The following is a 23,410-nucleotide window of genomic DNA, read 5'->3' on the forward strand; positions in this document are numbered from 1 at the left end:
CTTTAAAATGATCCTCTGCTACCACTATGTGAATGACCACCACCGGTAGTTCCTCCGCCACCACCTGAGCCACCGCCATTGTTCTTCTCGATCTTCTGTCTCGTTGTTGTTGTCCGAAGGTATTGGTCACGATGTTCCAGAACCCCTGAAGTGCTTGCATCTTCATAGGTTTGCCGATTTACCGTCACTCGACCACCCGAGCGATAAGCCATTAGACCCACGACTAGCCCTCCGACCCCTAGTGAAACAGCCAATTGAAACCAACCATTAAACAATATATTGTCCGGGTTCACATCTGGCTCAAACCCCATATATCTGTGAGCTGTTTTAATATACTTTTCAAATGCTAGCTTATAGTCGCCATTCGCTAAATCCGGCGTAATCTTTGCATTTATCTTATCAAGCCTGCCGTCATCGAGGTACTCTTTACCTTTATAAAATCCAGCTAAATAGAAATCTCTGTTTCTCATATCCATCGTTAGTATGACTGCATTCCCATGTGCCTTATCATACCCTGGGGCCTGCTCATCGTAGAAATCTTGTGTCATGACCATCACATCAACATTATCTTCATTGTTAGTAGTATAAATAATGATGTCTGTTTCTCGCTCAGCTCCGTATTTATTAGCCATTACGTTCAGCTCATTATACTCATCCTGAGTTAGTAAACCCGCTTCATCATAGATTAATGTCTTCAATTCTGTTGCAGCCACCGTCGTCTCCATCGGAACCGCTAGATACACTGCGAGGAAGAACAGGATCGCTATAATCCTTCTATTCATATTCACCAGAACCCGCCCCCCACCATCAATGAAATGAGCTTCAGTGAAAGAAGTGAGACACCCGAAATACCTGCAAACCATGCCGTCACTTTTGCCTTACTGATCGGGGGTTTACCAACCACCTTACCCGTCTGAGCATTCATAGCAAACATATGATCTGTCTTATTATAGTCATAGTGTACCACCCATACCGGAAGCAGAACATAATCTGCTTGTTGTAATTTGGTATCAATTTGTTTGTCGGTGAAACTCATGGTTGTATATCCTGCCGTCGCAGACTGAATAGATGATTGAATATATTCATTAATTTTTTCTTTCGCTCGTGGGAAAAGTTCCTCATCGTTATAACTGTATTTTTCCGCGATATAACCTGCTAGATACGGTGTTTTGAAACTTTTTAGCTGATCATATGGAAAAGGTTCAAGTCGATCCATCAGTTCATCATTCATTTTCTCCGCAGCATCGATCGGTAGATTCACATAGTTCAGACGAAGCTTACGGTATACATCAAAATGCTGTGTTTCTGTAATCTGGTAATCGCCTCTTCGGAAGGATCTCACCTTCGTGCCATGACCATGAACCTCAACATTATTATGTAATTCATATAGCCAAAAGGGTACATAGACCCCCGTTATCCCTTTGATTCGATCCGCTGTCATGAACCCATTGGGCGTCAGCCGACCATTCCTACACCATTTCTTAAAAGCATTCTTAGCCTCTTCTTTACTAATTGAAAAAGGGATAACCTTCGCTGGAGCAAGCGTCCCCGTCAACCGGTCGCCGAGAACAACAGCTGAACCACAGAAGCTACAGACTGTTGCGGTTGTCTCCGCTTCGGTCATAATGACTGCTCCGCAACTGTTGCAATGGTACTCCATTACCTCATCTTCTGAAAAGGTATTCTTGATCAAAGGATCAGGAAGTTGTTCAACATTATCTTTTCTTCCGCAGCTGTGACAAGATAACATTCCTGTCTCACTATCAAAGACCATCCCACTCCCGCAGTTTGGACATTTGTATTCAATAACTGGCATCTACTCACCTCTATCACAAGGAACTTTTAATTCTTATTGTTCATTTGATCTTTCATTGCGGCCAACTCATCTTCTGGATTCTTACTTGGATTAGTCTGGGCATTAGTGCTCTTCTCCAATTCTGCGAATAGATCATCCAGATCGTCCTTCGGTTCTGCTCTAAGTTCAGCTAAAGCCATAGCTTCATTATAAGCTTGATCAACCTTCTCTTCTAAGGTATCTAATACGGGGTCACTATCTACAGAGGAACCGCTAGAGTTTATTTTTTGCTGTGCTTTGGTAGCTGCCATTCTCTCCTTCAAACGGAGTTGTCGTGCTTCCAACTGGCCCATATCTAATATGATTTTTTCCTGCATTTGTTGCATCCTTAAGGCGTTAGCAGAAGCCACGTCATAGGCGGTTTGTAATTGCTTTTGTTTCTCTATCTGTTTTGCCTTTCGCTCAAGAAATTTTAGGGCGTCTTCATCATTACCGGAATCCACTGACTTTTCGGCATATCGTTGCAGCTTTCTAATCTCAGCTGTGCATTCATCAAGTGTTCTTTGGGCTCTACTCTCATCTGAGAGTACCGAAGCCGTCTCCGCCTTGACCTTGCCAAGGTCCATATTCAGATTTCGCATATAATCATTCATCATCTTCTCTGGATCTTCTGCCTTATCCAATAAAGCATTAACATTGCTTGCCATAATATCTCTAAACCTAGACAAGATTCCCATGATGAGCCTCCTTCGAAAAGAGTTATATTACCCTATAATACATTACTTGAGGATAAAAGGTTTCATTTGCCAATCTCCATAGCAAAAAAAGGCAGCCGCTCCCCCTATAATGAAGGAACGACTGCCTCATGAATGCCTACATCTCAGTACCCGTTTGATAATTAAGCAACTGTCTAAAAGTGCCTTTGGTCTCCTGTGATAGCTGCTGATAACCCCCTTGCTGAATAACTTCACCCTGCTCCATGACAATCACCTGATCTGCATTGCGAATCGTAGATAGTCGATGGGCGATGACGATAATGGTCATGCTTCCTTTCAGAAGTTCCAGCGCCCCTTGAATCAATTGTTCGTTCTCACTGTCCAACGCGCTTGTCGCTTCATCTAGCACAAGAATAGCAGGACGCTTCAAGATCGCTCTCGCTAGTACGATCCGCTGCCGCTCTCCTCCTGACAACCGGATTCCTCGATCACCGATGACCGTATCCAGACCTCGAGGAAGCTTGCGCACAAATTCTTCGGAAGCCGAGAATGACAAGGCTTCCCACAGTTCAGCATCATTAGCGTTAGGATTAACCAGCTTCAGATTATCGCGAATGCTCTCATTGAAGAGAAAGGGATCCTGTGCCACATATCCGATCGAACTGCGTAGAGATAGAAGCTGTTGCTCATCTCTAAGAGTCTCACCATCAATCATCACCTGACCATTCTCCGGATGAATCATTCCCATCAACATATCGATAAGCGTACTTTTGCCTGCACCTGATTTGCCAACGATTGCCGTCATACGGTTGGCGGGAATATGTATATTAATATCACTTAAAGCGAATACGGGTTCATTGGAATCGTATCGGTAGTTCACATCTCGGCATTCTATTCCTTCCTGCATTTTCAATCGGTCAGGTTCACGCATAGAGGCTATTTCTCCGATTTCCTTGTCTGTCTCATATTCCATTTGCAGATTGCGCATCGCCTGAAATGCTGGAAAACTGGATACAAGTTGCTCGGTACTCGATTGAATGCTAATAAACCTCGGCCACAACCGCGAGAAGATAAGAACAACAATAATTAATTGTTCCACTGGTGTATGGATCACCTCAAGGGCCAGATAGACGAAACCGGCAATCAGTACAACAGAGGATAGGCGATAAATAAGCTGAGACAAGGAATTAACCCTTCCCAATTGGATGAAGTTATGCTCCATTTTTGTGGATAGATTTTTGAACCAGACAATGTGAGATTGCTCTAGTCTATTGCTCTTAATATCCTTAATACCATTGAAATGATCGTTGATTCCTCCAAAATAATACTTAGACAATTCTGTTGTCTGTTCACCAAGATTCTTCGACTTTTTAATGAATTTACGTGAATAAAGAGCTATTAGTCCGCCACTGATCATAACAACTATCGTTAGTACAGGAGAGAGCCATAAGGCAAGACCGATCTGTATGATGGTGAAAATGATGGAAGTAATCATCTGCAAGAATAATGAGGTACCGTAATTCACTCGCCCAAGTTCATTCGTCAAAATATGATTAAAGTCTGACTTGCGCTTGCGCAGGAAGAACTCCCATTTGGCTTGAATCAGTCCACGATACGTCTCGATCCGGAGCGTACGAATAAAGTTTTGCAGAATCCTCGCATTCAACAAGGTCTGGCTTCGCTGGAGCAGTGCCTCCCCCCCCACGATAACGACATATACGGCTAGTACAATCGGCAAATTCAACTCAAATGACCATGATTCAATTATATCTAATAAAGAAGAGATCAATGGCACGCCATCCATACTCATGTCAAATACGCCTATGATACTGAGAAGGGGAACGATCAAATAGATACCTATACCATCCAGTAAACTGATGAGTAGCGTCATGGACATATTGATATACAATCTGAACCCTGCGACATGATGCATTTTACGAATAAAATAAAATAAATCTTTCATTAATGAATAACCCCTTATGCGGATTACCGCTTCATAGTCGTCAGAGCTTCAGCTTGTTTATCATTCCCGAAAATCCCTACTACGGTATATTTCTCATGTCCTTCTTTGCCCGTTAAAATATATGAACCACTACGCAACCAAGCATGCGCAACCATCTGACCCTTCTCATCTCGGCCACTTCCCAGATACATCGTGCTCGGGATCCCTCTTCGCTCAAGCATCTTCATCGCTGCGATGGCCTTGACCATACACTGGCTTTCCCACCACGTGACACGGCTCATCGTATGAACAGCCCTCGACACTTTACGTAGCAGTAAGAGGTCCTGTTCCGTATAGCTCGTAAACGAAGTTTCCTTCATGTGACTCCCTAAAGAAGGAGCTACTTTGGAGAAGGGGAGTAGTTTAAGCACCCTCCCCCACGCCAAGTAGAAATACGCCTCTACGAACATCCACTTTACATCAAGAGGATAAGAACTAAATCTGCGTACTTTTCTATACAAGCTCATTATTGTTTTCTCACCTGTACGATGCCTTCGGCTGCAAGCTGCTGTAGGAATGTGTATACTTGCTGCTCGCATACGTTAGGTTCAATCTCATACTCGGTCACTAATTGCTCAACCATCCCAGTCACCGTGTTAGGCGAAGATAGAAGCTCCCAGATCCGCCCGCCTATTTGACCGAGATTATAATATTTGCCGTTCTCGATGCTCAGCATCACTTTCTCGCCATCCATATCACTTACCAGGAAACCCTCCGATTGTACGATAAAATCATCCGTTGCGATAAGTTCAGTGCTCATGAATAATAGCCTCCTTGATTGAATTAAGATACATCATTTCTATGATACAAATTGTATCATTATATTGGAATTTGGGAAAGTAATTCTACAACGATTATATAGATTGTTGTTTCATTCGCCGCCAGAACCATAGAAAGGGTCGGAGTAGGAAATAGAGAAAATGGAGCGATTTAGGCAGGGGTAACAATAACGCATCTCGAGAACTAGGAGAAAGCTTGATTAAGAGGTAAGTTAATTTCTGTTTCCCCGACATTAATGAAAAAATGTAGCGATGATAATGCCAAGCAACACTTTTCTCCGGTACCGGGTTTAATTGAACTATTCTTTTGATATAATAGAGGGCCATTACTGCTAATCGGTTAGATTTTGGGCTAACTGTTAATACTTCTAAATCACGAGAGATCTTCGTTGAAAATAATTGCGATAACAGGATCAACGCCTGCCCTACGTATTGCTGTCCTCCATATTGATTGAAATGAATATTCATATTTCCACTACTTATTGTAGGTAATAACCTTTCAATATCCATTAACCAACGTAACCGGAACCAACCATGTCTAGCACCATGGTCACTAAGATAGTAGAGAAGATCCTCATTTCCCAAATAGTGAAACGTTTGATTAGACAATATCACATCATTTCTACGTTTCCACAATTGATCAAATGAGAAGGACTTGCTGAAATGAGGATTCAATCGCCAGTGGATTTCAACTTGTGCCATATGCTCATGATGCTCGAAAGATAGATGATGTGATTTCCTCTTCCAATTATCCAATAAATGCTCATCTTCCGACACATAGCCAAGTTGTACCAGTATGTCCTCCGTTTTCTCCACATCATCTGCGTGAACTAGAATATCTATATCCTTGGATGTTCTATGAGCCAGATTACCATAGAGTTGTATTGCAAGAACCGGTCCTTTTAGCAAGATAGTACGTATTCCATTGTTGGTAAATGCTTTGCAGATATGATTCATTTCTCTGCTTAGATGTAGCATCTTCATGGTGTTGTTATTATATTGTTGCTGAAGAGATTCCCTGACATTAGCCGGAATTAGTGTGGGGTTAAGTTCTTTCAATTTCAAATAAACAAGAGGATACACACGATGATGCATTACAAGCTTCACAAACCATTTCCAATCCAGATCGGATGTATATTGCTTAACAAGCATCTCATCCAGCGTTTCCTCACGTAAAATAAATAGTAAAAAAAATAATTCTTTGGACACATCACTTAGGTCCAATTCAATGGCATCTAATTTCAATGTATTTACCTCACTATCTGATAATTGAATTTTCAGATCATAACAATCTCCGTTATTTCTCCCCAATTCATGGCCAGTCTCACAATGTCATCCTCAACTAATTGACTACCTGTCTGCACCTCTATGATTTCGATATCGGTAATCGCTCGTAAGCTATGCTTCGCTTCCGTAGATATGACGATGACATCTCCCTTTTCAATCATCCGAACAGTGCCATCCAATATCATTTCCCCTTGTCCCGATATAACCGTCCATACTTCACTGCGCAAAAGATGATATTGATAGCTTAAATTCTTCCCTTGAAGAATGCAGATCCGTTTGGTCAATACTTCATTTCCATTCGGATATTTAATGTAGTCTAACACACGATAGCGTCCCCAACGGCGCTCTTCATACATCGGGCGCTGATCACCAAATTGCATCACTTCTTTAATTCGAATGCTGGCATTCTTCTCAGATACAAGAATCCCATCCGGACTTGCCGCAACGATTAAATTTGGAGATCCAATGACCGTTATCGGAATATCCAACTCATTAATAACATGTGTATTATGAGAATCCTCGGTCAAAGTGCCCTTTCCAATAACTGTGGATTGAATTTCTTCGGTCAATACATTCCAAGTGCCTAAGTCTTTCCATATGCCTTTATACGGCATCACAACAATATTTTTTGCCTTTTCCACCACGGCATAATCGAAACTTGTCTTTTCCATACGATTGTACTGATGTATTAATTCATCATATTGAATGGGAAGAGACTGCTCTAGGAGATGATTAATAACATACTCGAGGCGAAAAGCAAACACGCCACAATTCCAAAGCGCAGATTGCTCCATCAGTTGAAGAGCATGTTGTTCTTCAGGCTTCTCAACGAAATGGTTTACCCGTAAAAATTCCATCCCATTATCCAATTTCGATGTGGATTGAGGTACGATGTAGCCGAATTTGGAAGAAGGATGATCTGGTAAGACACCCATCAATCCCAGATCAGCTTCGGTTTGCAACATTAGCGTTTCTAATTCTTTCACTTTCTCGAAGAAATGATCCTCTACAAACGGATCAACTGGAAGCACTATGACAACATCGTTAGGACTCGCACCTTTAACGGAGTACAGGTAACCAGCCGCCAATGCAATAGCCGGAAATGTATCTCTACGTGCTGGCTCGACGACCATTTCTACTTCAAGTCCAAGCTGATTTTGAAGCATTTCTACCTGTGATCGCCCTGTTGCCACAATGGCAGACTGCTGAAGACCCATTTGACCAAGCTGGCCCCATACTCTCTGAACCATGGACTCACGCTGTCCAGAACCGTTATCCAATAATTTGAGAAACTGTTTGGAACGTGTCTCATTGGATAAGGGCCATAAGCGGTTTCCGCTACCTCCCGATAATAAAACGATATGCATATTAATAGCTCCCTTCCGCTTCCGTGATCTTGGTATTGATCTCTCTTGTTCCTAACAGACTCTCAATGCTGGACTGCAACTGTTCTATAAATAAATGCTCACTGAATTTCTCAGCATGCTGCCGAATTCGTTCTGAATTCCATTGATATTGATTGAACTGATCGATTGTCGCCATCAGTGAGCTTACGGATTGCTCTTCGAAAAATAACCCCGTCTGTTCATCAACAACCGTGTCCAAGGCTCCACCCACACAGTAAGCAATAATCGGCCTGCCGCATGCATTAACTTCAAGCGGTGTTATGCCGAAATCTTCAATACCGGGAAAGATCAATGCTTTACAATGCTGCATATAACGGACGACCTCCTCATCACTTCTCCGCCCTAGAAAAGTGACCGTATCGCCAGCTAGCCGCTCAAGTCTCTGCCGATCTGGACCATCGCCAACTACGAGCAAACGTTGACCCAACTGAGTACAAGCCTCTACGGCCAAATCTATTCTTTTGTACGATACTAATCTGGAAACAACAAGAAAATAATCCTCTGGCTCCCCTTCTATTGCGTTGAACCGGCTAATCTCTACTGGAGGGAAAATAATCGGTGCATTCATTTCATAACATTGTTTGATCCGCTCTTTCACGATGGTTGAATTTGCAATCAGGCGATCCACATGCTTCGAGTTATTTCTATCCCATGTTTGGAGAGGGCGGATAAAACATTTTGCAAGTTTTTTTACGTTATTCGGGACTTGAACGCTTTCCATATACGCTTCATAATTCCATGCAAATCGCATAGGTGTATGGCAATAACAAATATGGATACTCCCCCTACCCTTCCGTACTCCTTTGGCATAAGCACTACTGGAGCTAAGAATAAGGTCGTAGCCTTTCACGTTCATTGAACGTACTGCGAACGGGTACAACCAGAAGAACATTTTGAATTTTTTTAATATTCCTGGAATTCGCTGCATCCAAGTCGTCTTGATATCAGCGTCCTGTAACTCGGGAAGAAGTTTATTTCGATCCACAATCGTTGTATAAATTGGCGCATCGGGGAACATTTTGTGGAATACAGCTACTACTCGTTCAGCACCGCCCATTTGATTAAGGTAATCATGTACAATGGCTACTTTCAGATCACGCATTACATCATCTCCCTTGCACGTTGATGTTCCAACAATTCATGACCAGGTCTGACCAATAGCTGCTGATAAATCAGTTCGACATTGTGAGAAGTCTGAGTGATGGAGAACCTCTCTTGTACCCGCTCCTGTCCATTGCGACTAAGCTTAGACCAAAAGATCTCATCATCGAGTACTTGACGGATGCAATGTATGAGTTGCTCGACATTTCCAATCTCATACATGAGTCCACTCACACCATGTTGAATAATCTCAGGGACGCCACCCCCTCGTGTCCCAACGACAGGCGTTCCTTGTGACATCGCTTCAATAATAACTCGGCCAAAGGGTTCTTTATCCGAACATAATAAAAGGAGATCTGCTGAACAGCAGATCTCCAATACATCTTCTCTGAATCCTGTGAATATGACGTTATCCTCAAGTTGTAACAACTTAACCTTCTCATGTAGTTGGTCGAGATATTGTTCGTTCTCTGACCTGAACTTAGCTTCTCCAACAATCCATAGAACCGTGTTTTGTTCCTCACCCACAAGAGTGGCGAATGCTTCAATAGCATCCTCTTGTCTCTTCCATGGAGCAATCTGACCTATAATAGCCAACACTCGTGCATCTTGAGGTGTTCTTAATTCGACACGGGTACTTTCTCTAATGCCTTGTCTTACCTCGGGATTGAAACTCCTTAGTTCCACACCGTTATGTACGAGATGGCACCGCCCCGCTACAGAAGGATGATCTATGCCCTGAATGACAGATTCGGAAATACCGATGAGTGCCTGCGACGTAAACCCTGCGAACTTGCGAACAATCTTGCCCATGTATCCCTGTGGAGGCATGTCTCGTAAATGCCACACAACTGGCAGTCGATGGTACCATCTGAATAAACCTGCCATAATACCTGCTCTTATAGAATTGGCATGGATGAGATCCACATCATTTTTCTTCATTAGAAGAGCCAGCCTCCATCCTGCCCACAACATTCCCATAACATAGATCACTAGAAGAATCGGATTTTTGGTCATTCTCGCTCGGAAGCTAGGCAGCGCCACGACTTCAAGTCCTCGGTTACGCGCTCTCTCCAGCAATTCACCTTCGGGTGCAAACAGTATCGGATGTGCTAGAGTTAAATGTTGTGCAGTCAACAGTAGACTGATCTCCGCACCACTGATCGAACTCGTATGGTTATAAAAGGCGATTCTCATCTTCTGAACCCCTTTCTTTTACTGATTTCTTCCGTAAATACCTCCGTCACAGCTTCCGCTACCCTCCCCCATGTATACTGACTCAGTACATGTTCTCTGCACTCTTCTCGGGAAGGAAGGTAAGAATCCTTATTCAGGACATCAATAATTTTCTTGCTTATCGATTCAGAAGTTCCGTCTTTAAACATTAAATCATCCGATATTTGATGTAAAATCTCCTTTGTTCCCCCATAAGGAGTCCCTAGCACTGGTGTTCCACAGGCAAGAGATTCTACGGTAATAAGACCGAATCCCTCTAGTGTGAGGGTTGGAACTAAGCTGAGATCTGCTGCTTGATAATACTGCACGAGTTCCTCATTGGATATTCTGCCGAGCAACTTAACATTAGAAGAAAGCCCAAGATGACCTATGAGTTCCTCATATTCTGCCCGCATCGGTCCATCTCCTCCGATGAACAGCTGGACGTTAGGATGTGTTTGGACTACATCAACCATGGCATGAATTAAGCGATCAATTCCCATTCTCCGAACTAGTCTTCTTATGCAGAAGAGCAAAGGTTGATCCGAGAAAATACCTAGTTGTGTCCTTAATTCCTCACGATTGTGATGAGGTTGGAATCGATGATGGTCCACCGCTCCTGGTATAATATGTATTTTTCTCTCATCCACTCCATATGTGTCGGTCAATACGTCTCTAAAGTACTCACTAAGAACAATGAAGCTATCCGAACGACGGTAAGTCATTTGTTCTACTTGCTTCTTGATCCAAAACTTTGTTTCTTTGATTGCACCTGCATTCGTCTTTTCTTCTACTCTAGATTCCATTGCCCATGGTCCATGGAAATGTGTAACTATGGGGATATGGGCGGGGATTTGGCTTCTTGTAACCATGGTTGTATAGAAAGCAAAATGAGGATTAAATACGTCCGGTTGAAAGCTGCTTATAGCTTCTTTAGCATGCTGTTGCACCGATCTCATCCGAGGGATAAAATGATTAACCTCTACTTCATGGGTTGCATTCTGAATATTCCTGTCTGATGGGAGATCAACTCCTTTTGGAGCCACAATCAACCCAAGTTCAGAGTGTCCATGTTCTTTCATTGCATTGGTGTAATCGGCGAAATAACGATTTAATCCACCATGCTGGATATCTATCCATCCCATTCCAGTCGAAAGCACCTTCATAATTATCTCTCTTTTCTTCAGTGAAATTTAACTGATCCGAAGTTCTTCATAAATTTTTATCGTCTCTTTAGCGACCCGTTCTACTTTGTAGAAATCCAATCCCTGTTGTGCAGAAACTTTATATTTGTCACGAAGTTCCTCATCACACAGCATTGTAATAATTGCTTCTGCTAACTTGTCTGGAGATCTCGGTGGTACAATCATGCCGGAATTCCCATAATTCAATGCTTCTGGTATACCGTCTACATCGGTTGCGATTATGGCACAACCCGCTTCCCTAGCTTCAACCAATACTAACGGAAATGGATCTTTATGTGAGGCTAGTACAAATACTTCTGCAGAACTCATATATTTATGGGGGTCGGCCTGGAACCCCTCGAAATGTATCCTTTGATGATTGAATGATTGGGCAGCTTTTAATTTAAATACGTCTCTGTCCGGTCCATCTCCAACGATATACAACTCTGAATCTGGGCATTCGACGGAAACGATGTCAAACGCTTCGATTAAATCTGATATACCCTTTCGCTCATTTAATCCAGCAACAGTAACAATCGAACGGCCCTTTAGTGAGATACCATCTGTATCTTCTATTCGCTTGCTTCCTATTGTTCCGTTTAAAACAACACGTAATTTCTGCTCTTCTACACCCCGGTTCGCCATCGATTTAGCCACTGCTTGGCTTACCGCTATGACTGAATCTCCAACCTTCATGTAGTCCGCACTCTTCTGAAATTCATTATGTACATGCGTTACAATTTTATATTTCTGAAACCCTTTCAAATATCTTGAGTACAAAGCTCCAGTCATCATATGTGCATGGATAATATCTGGCTTAAATACTTTGACTATTTTTCGAAAAACAAAAAAAGCCTGCATCATTTGTGCTGGCTTTCTCGTCTGATCAAGTTTATAATGTTGAACATTATTCTTTCGCAACAGTTCTATATACTCCCCACCCTCAGATGCAACCGCTACATTATGACCCAATCTAGCCTGCTCGCAGGCTAAATCGATCATAACATTAACAATTCCGTTACCAGACTGTTTAACATGATTGGCTATATGAAGAATATTCATGCTCTCACCTCATTTTGGTTTTCACTTTCAATTCATTTATTTGAGTACTTCAATATTTGCAACTTAGCTTATAGTCTATATGAAATAACCTTTGCTGGAACTCCGGCAACAATAGAATAAGGTTCCGTACTCTTAGTAACTACCGCTCCAGCTGCCACAACTGTTCCTTTTCCTAGTGTTACACCGGGGAGAATTATACTTTGGGATCCAATCCAACAATCTTCATTAATAATTACATCTCTTTCGATAAAGTTTTGATCACGAATAACGGTATTCTTTTCTATTCCATGGTTCATACTAGTTATAAATACGTTTGGACCTAAAATCGCCGATTTACCAATAATTATTTTCGCATTTTCTGAAGCCCACAAACGGCATTCTTCACCAATTGTTACTTTAGTATTGAGATAGATATTATTAGGATTACGAAATGATGTAGTAACATCTATGACGGCATCATTATAAGCTCCAAGTTTTGGAATAGAACCAAAACTTCGATCGTATAGGTTTAATAGCATCTTTACAACGTATGACCAAAATCGAATGCTAAATAAACATTTTATTAATTTTGAAAACATAACATTCCCCCTATTGTTACTGATAAAGTAACACAGTGGTTATAATATTAACCAATTTCCTTCTTACTAATTTTCTCATAAAAATGAATGGTGTCTTTCGCTATCTCCGACCATTTATATTGCTGTGCGGTTTCGTAAGCATTGTGTCTTAACTGATCAAGCATGTTCGTATTGGAGAACAAATAATTTAAAACATTCTCAATTGACTCGTAATCTGCCGGAGGTATTATTTTTGAGTCGTAACCATCTTTTAGTATCATTAAAGGCCCTTGAGTAGCTGTTGCAAGAGGTGCTAAACCACACGCCATTGCTTCAATTAGTACTAATCCAAAGCCTTCTGCCAATGATGGGAACAACAAAATGTGTTTACCCTGTAGGAGGATTGGCAATTCTTGATGTTCATATTTACTAATAACTTGTATCTGATTATGTACCGCAGGATCATAGTCCTCAAGTACCTTTTCAGCCATACAACCCGTACCGATAAATGACAGCTCGACATTAGGATATTTTTTTAATATTGAATTCATTGCTTTTGCAGTATAGAAAATACCCTTCCTAGATATATAACTTCCTATTTGTACAATATGTACTTTATCCTTTTTTTCAATAGATAAGATATTAACTGGTAAATCAATAAAATAATCAGGAAGCCCATTACTGATTGTCCGAGAATACTGCCTATTGATTTTCAACTTCTCAATAGAATAAATTAAGTCATAATCATTTAAAAACAAACAACCGTCAGCTTTTCGGAACGAAGTTGCTACTTCCCACAATCTGATACCCCCATGATATATAGGATACTTCCATGAAAGTTTAACGTTCCCTATATGTTGTTGATCTAGGAGGCTGTCATGGACAGTATGTTCTAGCCCATGACTTCTTGATATGAGTAGAGTCTCAGACTTTTTTTTGCGGTTTCTAAACAGGCTTAAGATCCACGCATCTCCACTTGAAGCATCAATAACGTCAATGTTTTGTTTCCTTGCATTTATTTTTACATACAAAAAAAAGAATAATGGAAATAAAAATGATTTTAGTTTATTTGGTACATAGGATGGAATACTATCGAAGGAATAAATGGAAGCATGATGCCCTAATTTTTCATACTCCTGATAAAGTTGATAGGTTACTCCTGGGGCTCCTTCATTTTTGTTCAAATTATGATGAATGGATAAAAGTATGTTCATTTACTGTTTTTCCTTTCTACATAGATTCTCTACTATGATTTTTTTGATTACGGATACGTTGAGTCACCCATAAGATATCCTTCTTTGAAACAATCCAATTTCCCAATTTAACTTTATATCTTATGGTATAGATAAGGAAAATCCCAATTATTTCAATCATCGATGTGATTAGCAACGATATAGCTGCACCTTCTATACCTAAGAGAGGAATGAATATATTTAACAATATTACGTTTAATCCAAGTGATATTATTCGAAGAATCGTTACAGATCCTGGTTTCCCAATAGACATAAATCCTTGTGAGAGTATCCATGAGGTACTATATATCGCTGTTTGAAAAATTAATATTCTAAACACTGCTATTGCTTCAACAAAGGTCTCACCATAAAGGAGTATTAAAAGATACGGAGCTACAATAAAAATCCCAATACCTAATATCATTGTTATTACGATACTAATTCTAAATACTCTAAAAGTTAGATTAATAGCATCCACTTGTGTAAGCCCCGATGCTTTTGGAAACAATACAGAGGAAATTGCATATTGAATCGTATTTAACATTTTAGAAAGATTAAGGGAAACCACATATAGACCCAAACTGCTCGGAGACAACAATCCTACTACTAAAATCTGATCAATATATCCTGAAAATGTCCCGGCAACATCTGTACCATATGATCTGATTCCATAGCTTAACAGCTTTTTCCCGGATTCAATCTTATTTTTCTGCTTAATCTTATAATTTGAAATCATTTTTATTGTTACCCATATCGCAACTGGGATGGCAGGAAAAAGATATGCCACCGATGTATAAAACGGTGTGACGTGATCTGTAACGACAAGACCTAAAAGAAGGACTAGAGTGCTAAATACAGGAAAATATCTAATGAAGTTATATCGATGATATTCTTCTCTAGATTGAAGAGCAGCCACGTTGATCGTCCCAAGCATTGCAATTGGCGCCATGATTAAAGCCCAAGTTGCAAATTCAATAACTCCCTTAGAATACTCTCTCATCCAAAATGGAATAATGACAAAGCCAACCGCTATCGCAACACAACCGAGAATTAAACTCATATACAATGATGTGATATAGAGTGAACCCTGATTTTCATCTTTTTTTTTCATATAATAAACTAATGAGGCTGGAATGCCTAAAGTCAACGAATAAGCCAGAAATGTTGGCCACATAATCATCGCTGCTTGTTCCCCACGCCCCTCTGGCCCTAAATATCTTGCTATGATAATACCTGTTATTACATTTAATCCAAGAATAAATACATTAGAAGCGAAAATTTGCAAAACATTTCCTAAACTACCCAAACTTCTTCTTTGTTTGATCAAATTCACAATAGCCATATGTTTTTATCCCTTCAGACCTGCTTTACTAGAATTTCTTTGAAGTGTAATTGATTATTTGCAAATATTTATACGACATATTTTGCCATGAATTCTTTTGAGCATCTTCCCTTGCTCTCAAAGCCATCATCTTTAATCTTTCTTTATTTGAAGCAAGTTCCGTAAGCACGTTGATTAACGTTGTTGTATCCTCTGGATCCTCAATAACAACGGCAGAATTATCGGACAAAAGTTCAACAGCACCGCATCTACTACTTGTTATAACCGGCAATCCTGAAGCCATTGCCTCTAAGATTACAAGCGAAAACGGCTCATATTTTGAGGGGAAAATAAACAAATCAGCAAGGGACATAATTTCGGCTACATCTTTCCTGTACCCTAAAAAGTGAACTCGATCACTTATTCCTAGATATTTAGCCATACTGGGATAATTACTTTTTTCAGTATAACCAAGCACTAATAGGTTTATATTCTCCACCTTAGCCATTGCATGAAGTACTGTATCCAAGTTCTTTCTATTAGATTTCAAGTCTCCAGCAAACAAACCATACGTAGTATTGGTGTCTAGATCAAAATCCGCCCGATTAACAGATCGTGGATAAAACTCATTCAAATCAACACCATTTGAAATTACCACAATATATTGAGCATGTATTTTTGCAACCTGTACTAATTCCTGTTTAACTTGTTCCGACACTGCAATGATTTGTTTCGTATGTTTCAGTGCATATCTCTCTAAATAAGCATTCAAGCTATTGTAAAATAACTGATAAAGGCTTTTGACGTTTTTATGATCACGATACGGATGATACTTTGACTTAACCCATGCACTATGGACAAAATGAATACAATTAATGTCAGATCGAGCATAGGTAATAAACCCATTGACCACAATGAGATCCATTTTTTTCTGATGAGTCCATATCCAGATAGCGGAGAACAACGCAAATAATTGATACTGCAATAAAATTGTAGGAATTTTGCTTACATTCATTTTAATCCATTCTATTTGGCTTTCATTCCGAAGTTCTTCGGATAGCTCTGAAGATATAACTATGATTTCATGTCCTTGTTTTAAAGCTTCTTCGATGACTTCATAATTCACTCTTCCTTGTCCGTCTCCTTTCTTCACCTTGTGTGTAACGAAACAGATCTTCATAGGCTTACCTCTTTCATTACTCTGTTATTATTCAAGAGAGAATGCTCAATAATTATGTCCATGAGTGCCTCAGCAATTTTGTTATGACCACTTTCATTAGGGTGAAAGCGATCCATAAAATAATCGTTCCATGTATTCAAATACTGTGATGGGTTACTCATAAATATTCTGTCGCTAGATTTATTCAGCTCATATATATCTTGTAATACCTCTCTATATCTCCTCATCGATTCCGGAGATCCCGGGAAGTATTTTTCTTCGATATCCCCTGGAGTTAGAAATATAATATTTGTTTTTGTATTATGATTAAGGATTGTTCTAGTAAAATTAGTTGTTTGTCTATTGAATTCTGTTAAACTCATCCACTGCTTCCCACCAAATACCTTAATAAGCGTAACCTTTACTCTCCATCGGAGCCCTGACTCTATCTTTTCCAACCATTTTCTAGTCTTCCGGCTCGAATAATAGGGCCTTGGGTCCATCCAACCAGGTTTTCTCCATCTTTTAGGCATAAATTTTAGGTACTTTCTTTGTTCTCTTACGACGGCTTCTGTATTCCCATGCGCAAAAACGATAATGTCAGGCTGTAATTCTAGAATTTGTTCCTCATATCTCTCTCTTGATTCATTAACCTGCATTGCACTAGCCCCATAATTAATAATCTGAACGGATTGAGAATCAGAAGAATTCAGTTGTTTCATTAATACATCCGTATAACTTGTTCTAGATCTATTCACGCCTAATCCTGCTGTAATTGAATCACCTAAACAAACGATCAACATTCTACGTCACCTCTTGATTTGAGGACTTTGGTATATAAGCGAGTGAAATAATAAAGAAAAGAATAAACCCAGTTAATCCACTCAAAACATTACTTGCAGATAAAAGAAATAAAACAGCACTAATTGCGGCCAATGAAATAGGAGAATAGACTTTCTCTCTTTTACTTACCTTGAAAAGGTCAAAAAGGAGGTAAATCAATGTTGCTATTATAGCTATTCCCAATGGAAGTCCGAATGTATAAAATATGTTTAAATAACCGTTGTCAAATGATACTAGTGTATCTGAATTTTGTGTTAACTTCGCACCTAGCCCTGAACTTCCCAGACCCATTCCTATAGGGTTACCCACTACTTGTGATAAAATATTGCTTGAAAAATTCAATCTTTCATTAAATGAATGATCTTCTTCTAATGACCCGAATGTCTCAATTCTAGAAACAACATTATTAGCCCCTGGTAATAGAGGAAGGACAAATACATAAGCCACAGCAAAGATCATAACCAAACCAAGCAGTTTTATTTTATTTTTCAAATGTGCTCTAATAAAGTAGGCAAGGATCATAACCAAACAAGCAATCCATCCCACACGAACCAAAGTAAGAAGCAATCCAAATGCTACAATCATGATTCCAATGATTCCAAATACTCTCCATTTTTTCTGAACAGTCATGATCGCCAATGCTAATCCAAGAAATACACCTGCTGGTCCAGGTGAATTCAAGATAGAGAAAACTCGAAAGTTCTGAGGCTCAGGTAGCCCAATGGAACCCATCTTAGATCTAATCATCCAAAATTCATCCCATGGGGGAAGAACCATATATTGATATATTCCATAGGTAGCAACGATTACGCCAAGATAAGAGAAACTTCTTAGCCATTTATCACGGACATCACTATCGAAATTGCTTACATTCACATAAATTAAGACAAGAAACGGAACAATATTATTTAACAAATCAAATACTGACGATAGTCCAAAACTTAGAAATCCGAGGAAAAATCCATAAATCAAAGCTACTCCCATAATTTTAGATATCAAGCTAATTCTACGATCAACTTGCTTGATGTTTTTAACAATTGGTATTAGTAGGATCAACCCTACACAATAGGGCATAAGTGAAATGATAGATGTATCACTGTATGACTGAAACGACCAATCCATTAAGCGCCTTATTTCTGGACTCACTACCCAGATCAGTAAACTATATGGAAGTAACAAGTCCGATCTATAGGCATAGATGTGTAATGAAATAATCATACTCACGAGTAGGATTGTAAATTCTAGAAGCTTCATATGGAGTGAATCTATTGAACCAGCAACTCCAACAACTGACCCAAGAACGACTATTCCCGCAAGTTTCATTAATCCGTATAGTAACATTCTAATGCCAGGCTTTAAAGCACCTATTCTAAAGATCCTCTCCACGTTTTCCAACCACCCCATCTACCTTTATATGAAATCAATATCTTTTTAAAACTATTATATTTCTCTTTAGGCAACATCCTCATAAATTGAACAACTCCAGGTGAAGATTTGCTTCCAATGAGAATAACCCATCCGATATATAGCAATCTTCTTTTCCAATTGGAATGTTTAAGTAAAGTGTAAGTCTCATTATGTGCCATATTGAAAAAAGCTATCTCATTGAAGCTGTTTCTTTGATCCTCATCAAATCTCTCAGCTGGATAGTGGTCCACACATACTTTGGGATCATAAATAAGTTTCCAGCCTTTCTGTTTAACGGATAGACTGAACTCCATTTCGTTATATATTTGAGCACCAGTACCCTTTAATTTCTCATCAAATTCCATACCTCGAATTGCATCTTTCCTAAAACTCATATTGGCACCCTTAAGAATATCCACTTCACGAGTGCTTCCCAGTCCAATATGATGATTCCCTATGATCCGACCATATGGCTTTATAATACCGACCTGTTGTTTTATAGCTTCAACCGGTTTGCCACGAAAGTGTACGATATCTCTACCTCCAACTCCGCCTATATCAGGATTCGTTACATAATAATTCTCTATCTTTTCAAGCCAATTCGAATGGGAAACTGTATCATCATCGGTTAATACTACAATAGATCCTATGCTTTCCTTGATCCCTAAGTTCAATGCAGCTATCACACCTGACTGTTCAATGAGAGCAATTTTTAAGTTTTCCATGTGAATAGATGATAAGTATTGTAATGTACTGTCATCTGTATTTCTTACTACTACGATGATTTCATCAGGGTATCTCGTTTGTTTCTGTATTCCTTCCAAACAATTCAGTAAAGCATCCACTCTTTGATATGACGGTACAATGACACTAATTTTCATATTGATCCCTCTAACTGAATTTATATTAGCGACTCATTCTGACAAGACGCTCTCGTTCAAGAATCGTTTCCAATCCTTGCAACAGCGGTTTACATAACTCTTCATTCTGCAGCGCAAAGCTGAGCGTAGTCATAATGAATCCCAGCTTCTCGCCTACATCATAGCGAGTGCCTTCGAAGTCGTATGCATACACGCCTTGACTCTCATTCAGCTGTTGTATAGCATCCGTCAACTGTATTTCTCCACCGGCTCCTGTTTCTTGATGTTCCAGAATTGCGAATATTTCGGGAGTTAATATGTATCTGCCCATGATTGCCAGGTTAGACGGCGCTTGACCCAGTGGAGGTTTCTCTATCAAATAATCTACCTGATGTAAACGACCGAACCTCTCTAGTGGAGCTACTATGCCATAGCGTTTCGTTTGGTCATAGGGAACGCTTTGAACGCCAATCACAGATTTCTGTACTTGTTCGAATTGCTCCGCTAGCTGCTTGATACAAGGAGTCTGGGATTGGACGATATCATCCCCGAGCAACACGGCGAACGGTTCGTTACCGATAAAGTTTCGGGCGCACCATACGGCATGGCCAAGACCCTTTGCTTCCTTTTGACGTATGTAATGGATTTCTACATTAGAGGAACGACGAACTTCTTCAAGCAGATTGAACTTGCCCTTATTGAACAAATTATTCTCCAATTCGATTGCATGGTCGAAGTGGTCTTCAATGGCGCGTTTGCCTTTACCGGTCACAATAATAATGTCTTCAATACCGGATGCCACCGCTTCTTCCACGATGTATTGAATGGTGGGCTTATCGACAATCGGGAGCATTTCCTTCGGCATCGCTTTCGTTGCAGGTAAGAAGCGTGTCCCAAGACCCGCTGCAGGAATAATTGCCTTTGTTACTCTTTTCATCCTTCAACCACCACCATCTCTATTAATTATTTTGATCTATATGAATTTCTTAGTAGTAGAAAAGCCTAGCTATACACTCTTCGTTCCAGAAGATTGCATAGCTACATTTTCTAATGAGGGCATTTAACCCATCCTCACATCACACTCTCGACAATGATGTCTAAGGTCCTTAAGACCCACAGCGTGAACGAGTGCCTACAGTGATAGAGGTGCAGTAGACATTACCTTTACTTACCTGAATACTTCGCTAGTTAATTAGCCTTTCATTCCGTAATAATTCATATAAAAGTCCGGTTGGTCATCTCGATTGATCCGGTTAAGTACAACACCCAACATTCGAGCGTTGACATGATCCAACTGTTCTTTGGCTTTCTTCAAATGAACTTTCTTCACCTTGCCTGCAGCAACCACCATAATAACGCCATCGCACAATGTGCTGGCAATGACGCTGTCCGTAACAGCCAATACCGGTGGAGTGTCCATGAGAATAATGTCATATTGATGAATCAGTTGATCCAGCATTTCCCGCATTGCTATAGAGTCAATGAGATCGGACGGATTAACCGGTACCGGTCCAGATGGAAGTAGCGATAACTGATTGATCATGGTTTCATGAATCGCGTCTTGTACACTTGTCTGTCCTGTTAATACTGTGCTTAAGCCGTGATGATTGGGTTGGGAGAAAATACGATGCAGAGATGGCTTACGCATATCCATATCAATCAGTAGCACATTCCTACCTTCTTGTGCATAGGTAATAGCCAAGTTGCTTATCGTTGTGGTTTTACCTTCTCCTGCTTGGGAAGAAGTGACCATGATGGTCTTCAATGCCTGATCTATAGAAGAATAATGGATGTTGGTTCGAAGTAGCCGATATACTTCCGAGATAGGCGATTCGGGATTCACAGAAGCGATTAAGCCGCTATTATTGATTGATCGACGCATATTTGCTCTCACCTACTTTTTGATTTTGTAATGCTACCTTCCTCCGGGAAGTCTTCAAGTCACTCTTCGTAATCTTCCCTACAACGGCAAGGACGGAAACGTCTAGAATTCCAACAATTTCAACTTCTGTCTTCAACGTATCGTCTAGATAATCGAGAAGAAAGACAATTCCAATCGCCAGCATAAGCGAAACAACAAGGCTGATCAAAATGTTCATGATCGGATTAAAATTGATCGGACCAGGAGATGCGGTCGTATCTGCCTCGCTTAGAATGGTGATGTTATCTACATTCATAATGTGAGGAATTTGCTCTTTAAATACTGTTGAGACAGCATTGATGATAGCAGCAGCCTTGGCGTAGGATGTATCCTGATAGACTAAATTCATAACTTGCGAATTGTTCGCTGAACTGACAGATATGATCGAGGACAGTTGATTAGAAGTAACGCCCAACTCGGGGAACTGCTCAACAACTTTATTCATAATGGTCGATGATCTGATAATTTCTTTATAGGAATTAATAAGGATGATACTCGTTTGTATAGTACCTGTATTGAGGGTTCCCCCTTCACCCGCCATTGCTGACTGATTAACGATAAGTTTGGCGTTAGCCGAATAGATTGGTGTTGTAAAGTAAAAGCTTTTGACACCTGTTGCTGCGATCGCGATGACGACAATGGCTAATATCAGCCACCATTTCTTCAGAACAATTCCAAAATACTGTTTGAGTTCCATACCCTTAGCAACCCCTCACCCGCTTAATTTGTAGAATATATGTATTAGTAACCTATACCCTTTGATACAAAATGTATCATTTATATTCCCTACTTTACGATACGATTTGTATCATGTCAATACTATATTTTATTCGTTTTTTTGATAACGCTTACCAACCACATCAAATAAACACTCAATTTGGATCTTGAAATAACATTAGTGCTACTATATACTAGCTTGATTAGATACGTTTTGTATCAAAATTGTTATCTAAATCCGATTTGCAAAATGACATATATAATAGAAGCGCTTTCAAAAGAGGGGTTGTCAAATGCGTATTATTCTTACTGCTCTATGGGCTTTAGTCTTGTTTATCTTCACTTGTTCAGTTAACTTCCATCTACTCATCAGATATCAAATTGTTGATTTCCAATTTAATCCCAATCCCAATTGGTCGGAGCTGCTTAGGCTTGATTTCCAATGGACTAGTCATGATTGGGTTCAACGAAAAATAGGACATTTTGTCGGTTTCTTTATCCTCGCGCTACTCGCATCAAACTTTGGCAAAACTAAATCTGCTTTCTTCTTCACTATCTTCTATGCAGCTTTAACCGAAATCCTTCAGCTATTCTTCCTCCGGGGAGGCCGGATCTATGACATCGTCAACGATTCCGCCGGTATTTTCTTTGCATATCTATTATGTCTTGTCCTGTTTCGTGAAACTCAAGCCGTACCAAAAACATAAATAATACACCATTTTAATTCGACTGCTTATTATTACAAAATTTCCTATTGCTACATTTTATAACTTGGTATATGATATCAATGATACAAAATGTATCAATAAAATCTAGTGTAATGGACAGTTCATAACGGAGGAAGAC

General features: G+C 39.9%; 23 protein-coding genes. 1 reads left to right on the forward strand and 22 read right to left on the reverse strand.

Annotation, left to right across the window (positions count from 1 at the left end):
* Positions 1–2 precede the first annotated feature (2 nt).
* The 22 genes from LPB68_RS10855 to LPB68_RS10960 form a co-directional block, all read right to left on the reverse strand.
* Positions 3–782 carry a TPM domain-containing protein gene (locus LPB68_RS10855; RefSeq protein ID WP_068654842.1) on the reverse strand — a complete coding sequence of 260 codons (780 nt, stop codon included), beginning with the start codon at positions 780–782 and terminating at the stop codon, positions 3–5.
* 2 nt (positions 783–784) lie between these two features.
* Positions 785–1,816 carry a TFIIB-type zinc ribbon-containing protein gene (locus tag LPB68_RS10860; protein WP_068654683.1) on the reverse strand — a complete coding sequence of 344 codons (1,032 nt, stop codon included), beginning with the start codon at positions 1,814–1,816 and terminating at the stop codon, positions 785–787.
* 26 nt (positions 1,817–1,842) lie between these two features.
* Positions 1,843–2,532 (reverse strand): PspA/IM30 family protein, encoded by a 690-nt coding sequence (locus LPB68_RS10865; RefSeq protein WP_068654685.1) that lies wholly within the window; start codon positions 2,530–2,532, stop codon positions 1,843–1,845.
* A gap of 136 nt (positions 2,533–2,668) precedes the next feature.
* Positions 2,669–4,474, reverse strand: a complete 1,806-nt coding sequence (locus LPB68_RS10870; protein ID WP_068654687.1) for an ABC transporter ATP-binding protein — start codon at positions 4,472–4,474, stop codon at positions 2,669–2,671.
* 23 nt (positions 4,475–4,497) lie between these two features.
* Complete coding sequence (locus LPB68_RS10875) at positions 4,498–4,980, reverse strand: lasso peptide biosynthesis B2 protein (RefSeq protein ID WP_068654689.1); 483 nt, start codon at positions 4,978–4,980, stop codon at positions 4,498–4,500.
* Positions 4,980–5,273, reverse strand: a complete 294-nt coding sequence (locus LPB68_RS10880) for a lasso peptide biosynthesis PqqD family chaperone (protein WP_068654691.1) — start codon at positions 5,271–5,273, stop codon at positions 4,980–4,982. The genes LPB68_RS10875 and LPB68_RS10880 overlap by 1 nt, the downstream gene beginning before the upstream one ends.
* A gap of 94 nt (positions 5,274–5,367) precedes the next feature.
* Positions 5,368–6,603, reverse strand: a complete 1,236-nt coding sequence (locus LPB68_RS10885; RefSeq protein ID WP_082865546.1) for a nucleotidyltransferase domain-containing protein — start codon at positions 6,601–6,603, stop codon at positions 5,368–5,370.
* A complete protein-coding gene (locus LPB68_RS10890; RefSeq protein ID WP_068654693.1) occupies positions 6,570–7,946 on the reverse strand; it encodes a sugar phosphate nucleotidyltransferase in 1,377 nt (458 codons plus the stop codon). The genes LPB68_RS10885 and LPB68_RS10890 overlap by 34 nt, the downstream gene beginning before the upstream one ends.
* 1 nt (position 7,947) lies before the next feature.
* Positions 7,948–9,087, reverse strand: a complete 1,140-nt coding sequence (locus LPB68_RS10895; RefSeq protein ID WP_232510133.1) for a glycosyltransferase — start codon at positions 9,085–9,087, stop codon at positions 7,948–7,950.
* Complete coding sequence (locus tag LPB68_RS10900; RefSeq protein WP_068654695.1) at positions 9,087–10,283, reverse strand: glycosyltransferase family 4 protein; 1,197 nt, start codon at positions 10,281–10,283, stop codon at positions 9,087–9,089. Before LPB68_RS10900 ends, LPB68_RS10895 begins: the two co-directional genes overlap by 1 nt.
* Complete coding sequence (locus tag LPB68_RS10905) at positions 10,280–11,467, reverse strand: glycosyltransferase family 4 protein (protein WP_068654697.1); 1,188 nt, start codon at positions 11,465–11,467, stop codon at positions 10,280–10,282. The genes LPB68_RS10900 and LPB68_RS10905 overlap by 4 nt, the downstream gene beginning before the upstream one ends.
* Positions 11,468–11,494: 27 nt before the next feature.
* Complete coding sequence (locus LPB68_RS10910; protein ID WP_068654699.1) at positions 11,495–12,547, reverse strand: glycosyltransferase family 4 protein; 1,053 nt, start codon at positions 12,545–12,547, stop codon at positions 11,495–11,497.
* Between the two features lie 68 nt (positions 12,548–12,615).
* Complete coding sequence (locus tag LPB68_RS10915; RefSeq protein WP_082865547.1) at positions 12,616–13,125, reverse strand: acyltransferase; 510 nt, start codon at positions 13,123–13,125, stop codon at positions 12,616–12,618.
* Positions 13,126–13,172: 47 nt separating this feature from the next.
* The gene (locus LPB68_RS10920; RefSeq protein WP_068654701.1) at positions 13,173–14,318 is read right to left on the reverse strand and encodes a glycosyltransferase family 4 protein; all 1,146 of its coding nucleotides are present in this window, start codon (positions 14,316–14,318) and stop codon (positions 13,173–13,175) included.
* A 16-nt stretch (positions 14,319–14,334) separates the two neighbouring features.
* Positions 14,335–15,678: a lipopolysaccharide biosynthesis protein gene (locus LPB68_RS10925; protein WP_068654703.1), complete on the reverse strand. Its 1,344-nt coding sequence runs from the start codon at positions 15,676–15,678 to the stop codon at positions 14,335–14,337.
* Positions 15,679–15,706: 28 nt separating this feature from the next.
* Positions 15,707–16,837, reverse strand: coding sequence for a glycosyltransferase family 4 protein (locus LPB68_RS10930; RefSeq protein WP_068654705.1), 1,131 nt, complete (start codon positions 16,835–16,837; stop codon positions 15,707–15,709).
* The gene (locus LPB68_RS10935; protein WP_068654708.1) at positions 16,834–17,619 is read right to left on the reverse strand and encodes an SGNH/GDSL hydrolase family protein; all 786 of its coding nucleotides are present in this window, start codon (positions 17,617–17,619) and stop codon (positions 16,834–16,836) included. Before LPB68_RS10935 ends, LPB68_RS10930 begins: the two co-directional genes overlap by 4 nt.
* A 1-nt stretch (position 17,620) precedes the next feature.
* The gene (locus LPB68_RS10940; RefSeq protein WP_068654710.1) at positions 17,621–19,045 is read right to left on the reverse strand and encodes an O-antigen ligase family protein; all 1,425 of its coding nucleotides are present in this window, start codon (positions 19,043–19,045) and stop codon (positions 17,621–17,623) included.
* Positions 19,024–19,947, reverse strand: a complete 924-nt coding sequence (locus LPB68_RS10945) for a glycosyltransferase family 2 protein (RefSeq protein ID WP_068654712.1) — start codon at positions 19,945–19,947, stop codon at positions 19,024–19,026. The genes LPB68_RS10940 and LPB68_RS10945 overlap by 22 nt, the downstream gene beginning before the upstream one ends.
* 25 nt (positions 19,948–19,972) lie before the next feature.
* A complete protein-coding gene (gene galU / locus LPB68_RS10950) occupies positions 19,973–20,863 on the reverse strand; it encodes a UTP--glucose-1-phosphate uridylyltransferase GalU (RefSeq protein WP_068654714.1) in 891 nt (296 codons plus the stop codon).
* Between the two features lie 255 nt (positions 20,864–21,118).
* Entirely contained in the window at positions 21,119–21,808 is a 690-nt protein-coding gene (locus LPB68_RS10955; RefSeq protein ID WP_068654716.1) for a CpsD/CapB family tyrosine-protein kinase, read from the reverse strand.
* Entirely contained in the window at positions 21,789–22,544 is a 756-nt protein-coding gene (locus tag LPB68_RS10960) for a YveK family protein (RefSeq protein WP_068654718.1), read from the reverse strand. Before LPB68_RS10960 ends, LPB68_RS10955 begins: the two co-directional genes overlap by 20 nt.
* Positions 22,545–22,857: 313 nt before the next feature.
* On the opposite strand from LPB68_RS10960, the gene LPB68_RS10965 reads away from it, so the two are divergent.
* Positions 22,858–23,271 carry a VanZ family protein gene (locus LPB68_RS10965; RefSeq protein ID WP_068654720.1) on the forward strand — a complete coding sequence of 138 codons (414 nt, stop codon included), beginning with the start codon at positions 22,858–22,860 and terminating at the stop codon, positions 23,269–23,271.
* Positions 23,272–23,410: the final 139 nt, after the last annotated feature.

Origin of the sequence: Paenibacillus crassostreae (assembly GCF_001857945.1) — a bacterium.
GTDB classification, from domain to species: Bacteria; Bacillota; Bacilli; order Paenibacillales; family Paenibacillaceae; genus Paenibacillus_AQ; species Paenibacillus_AQ crassostreae.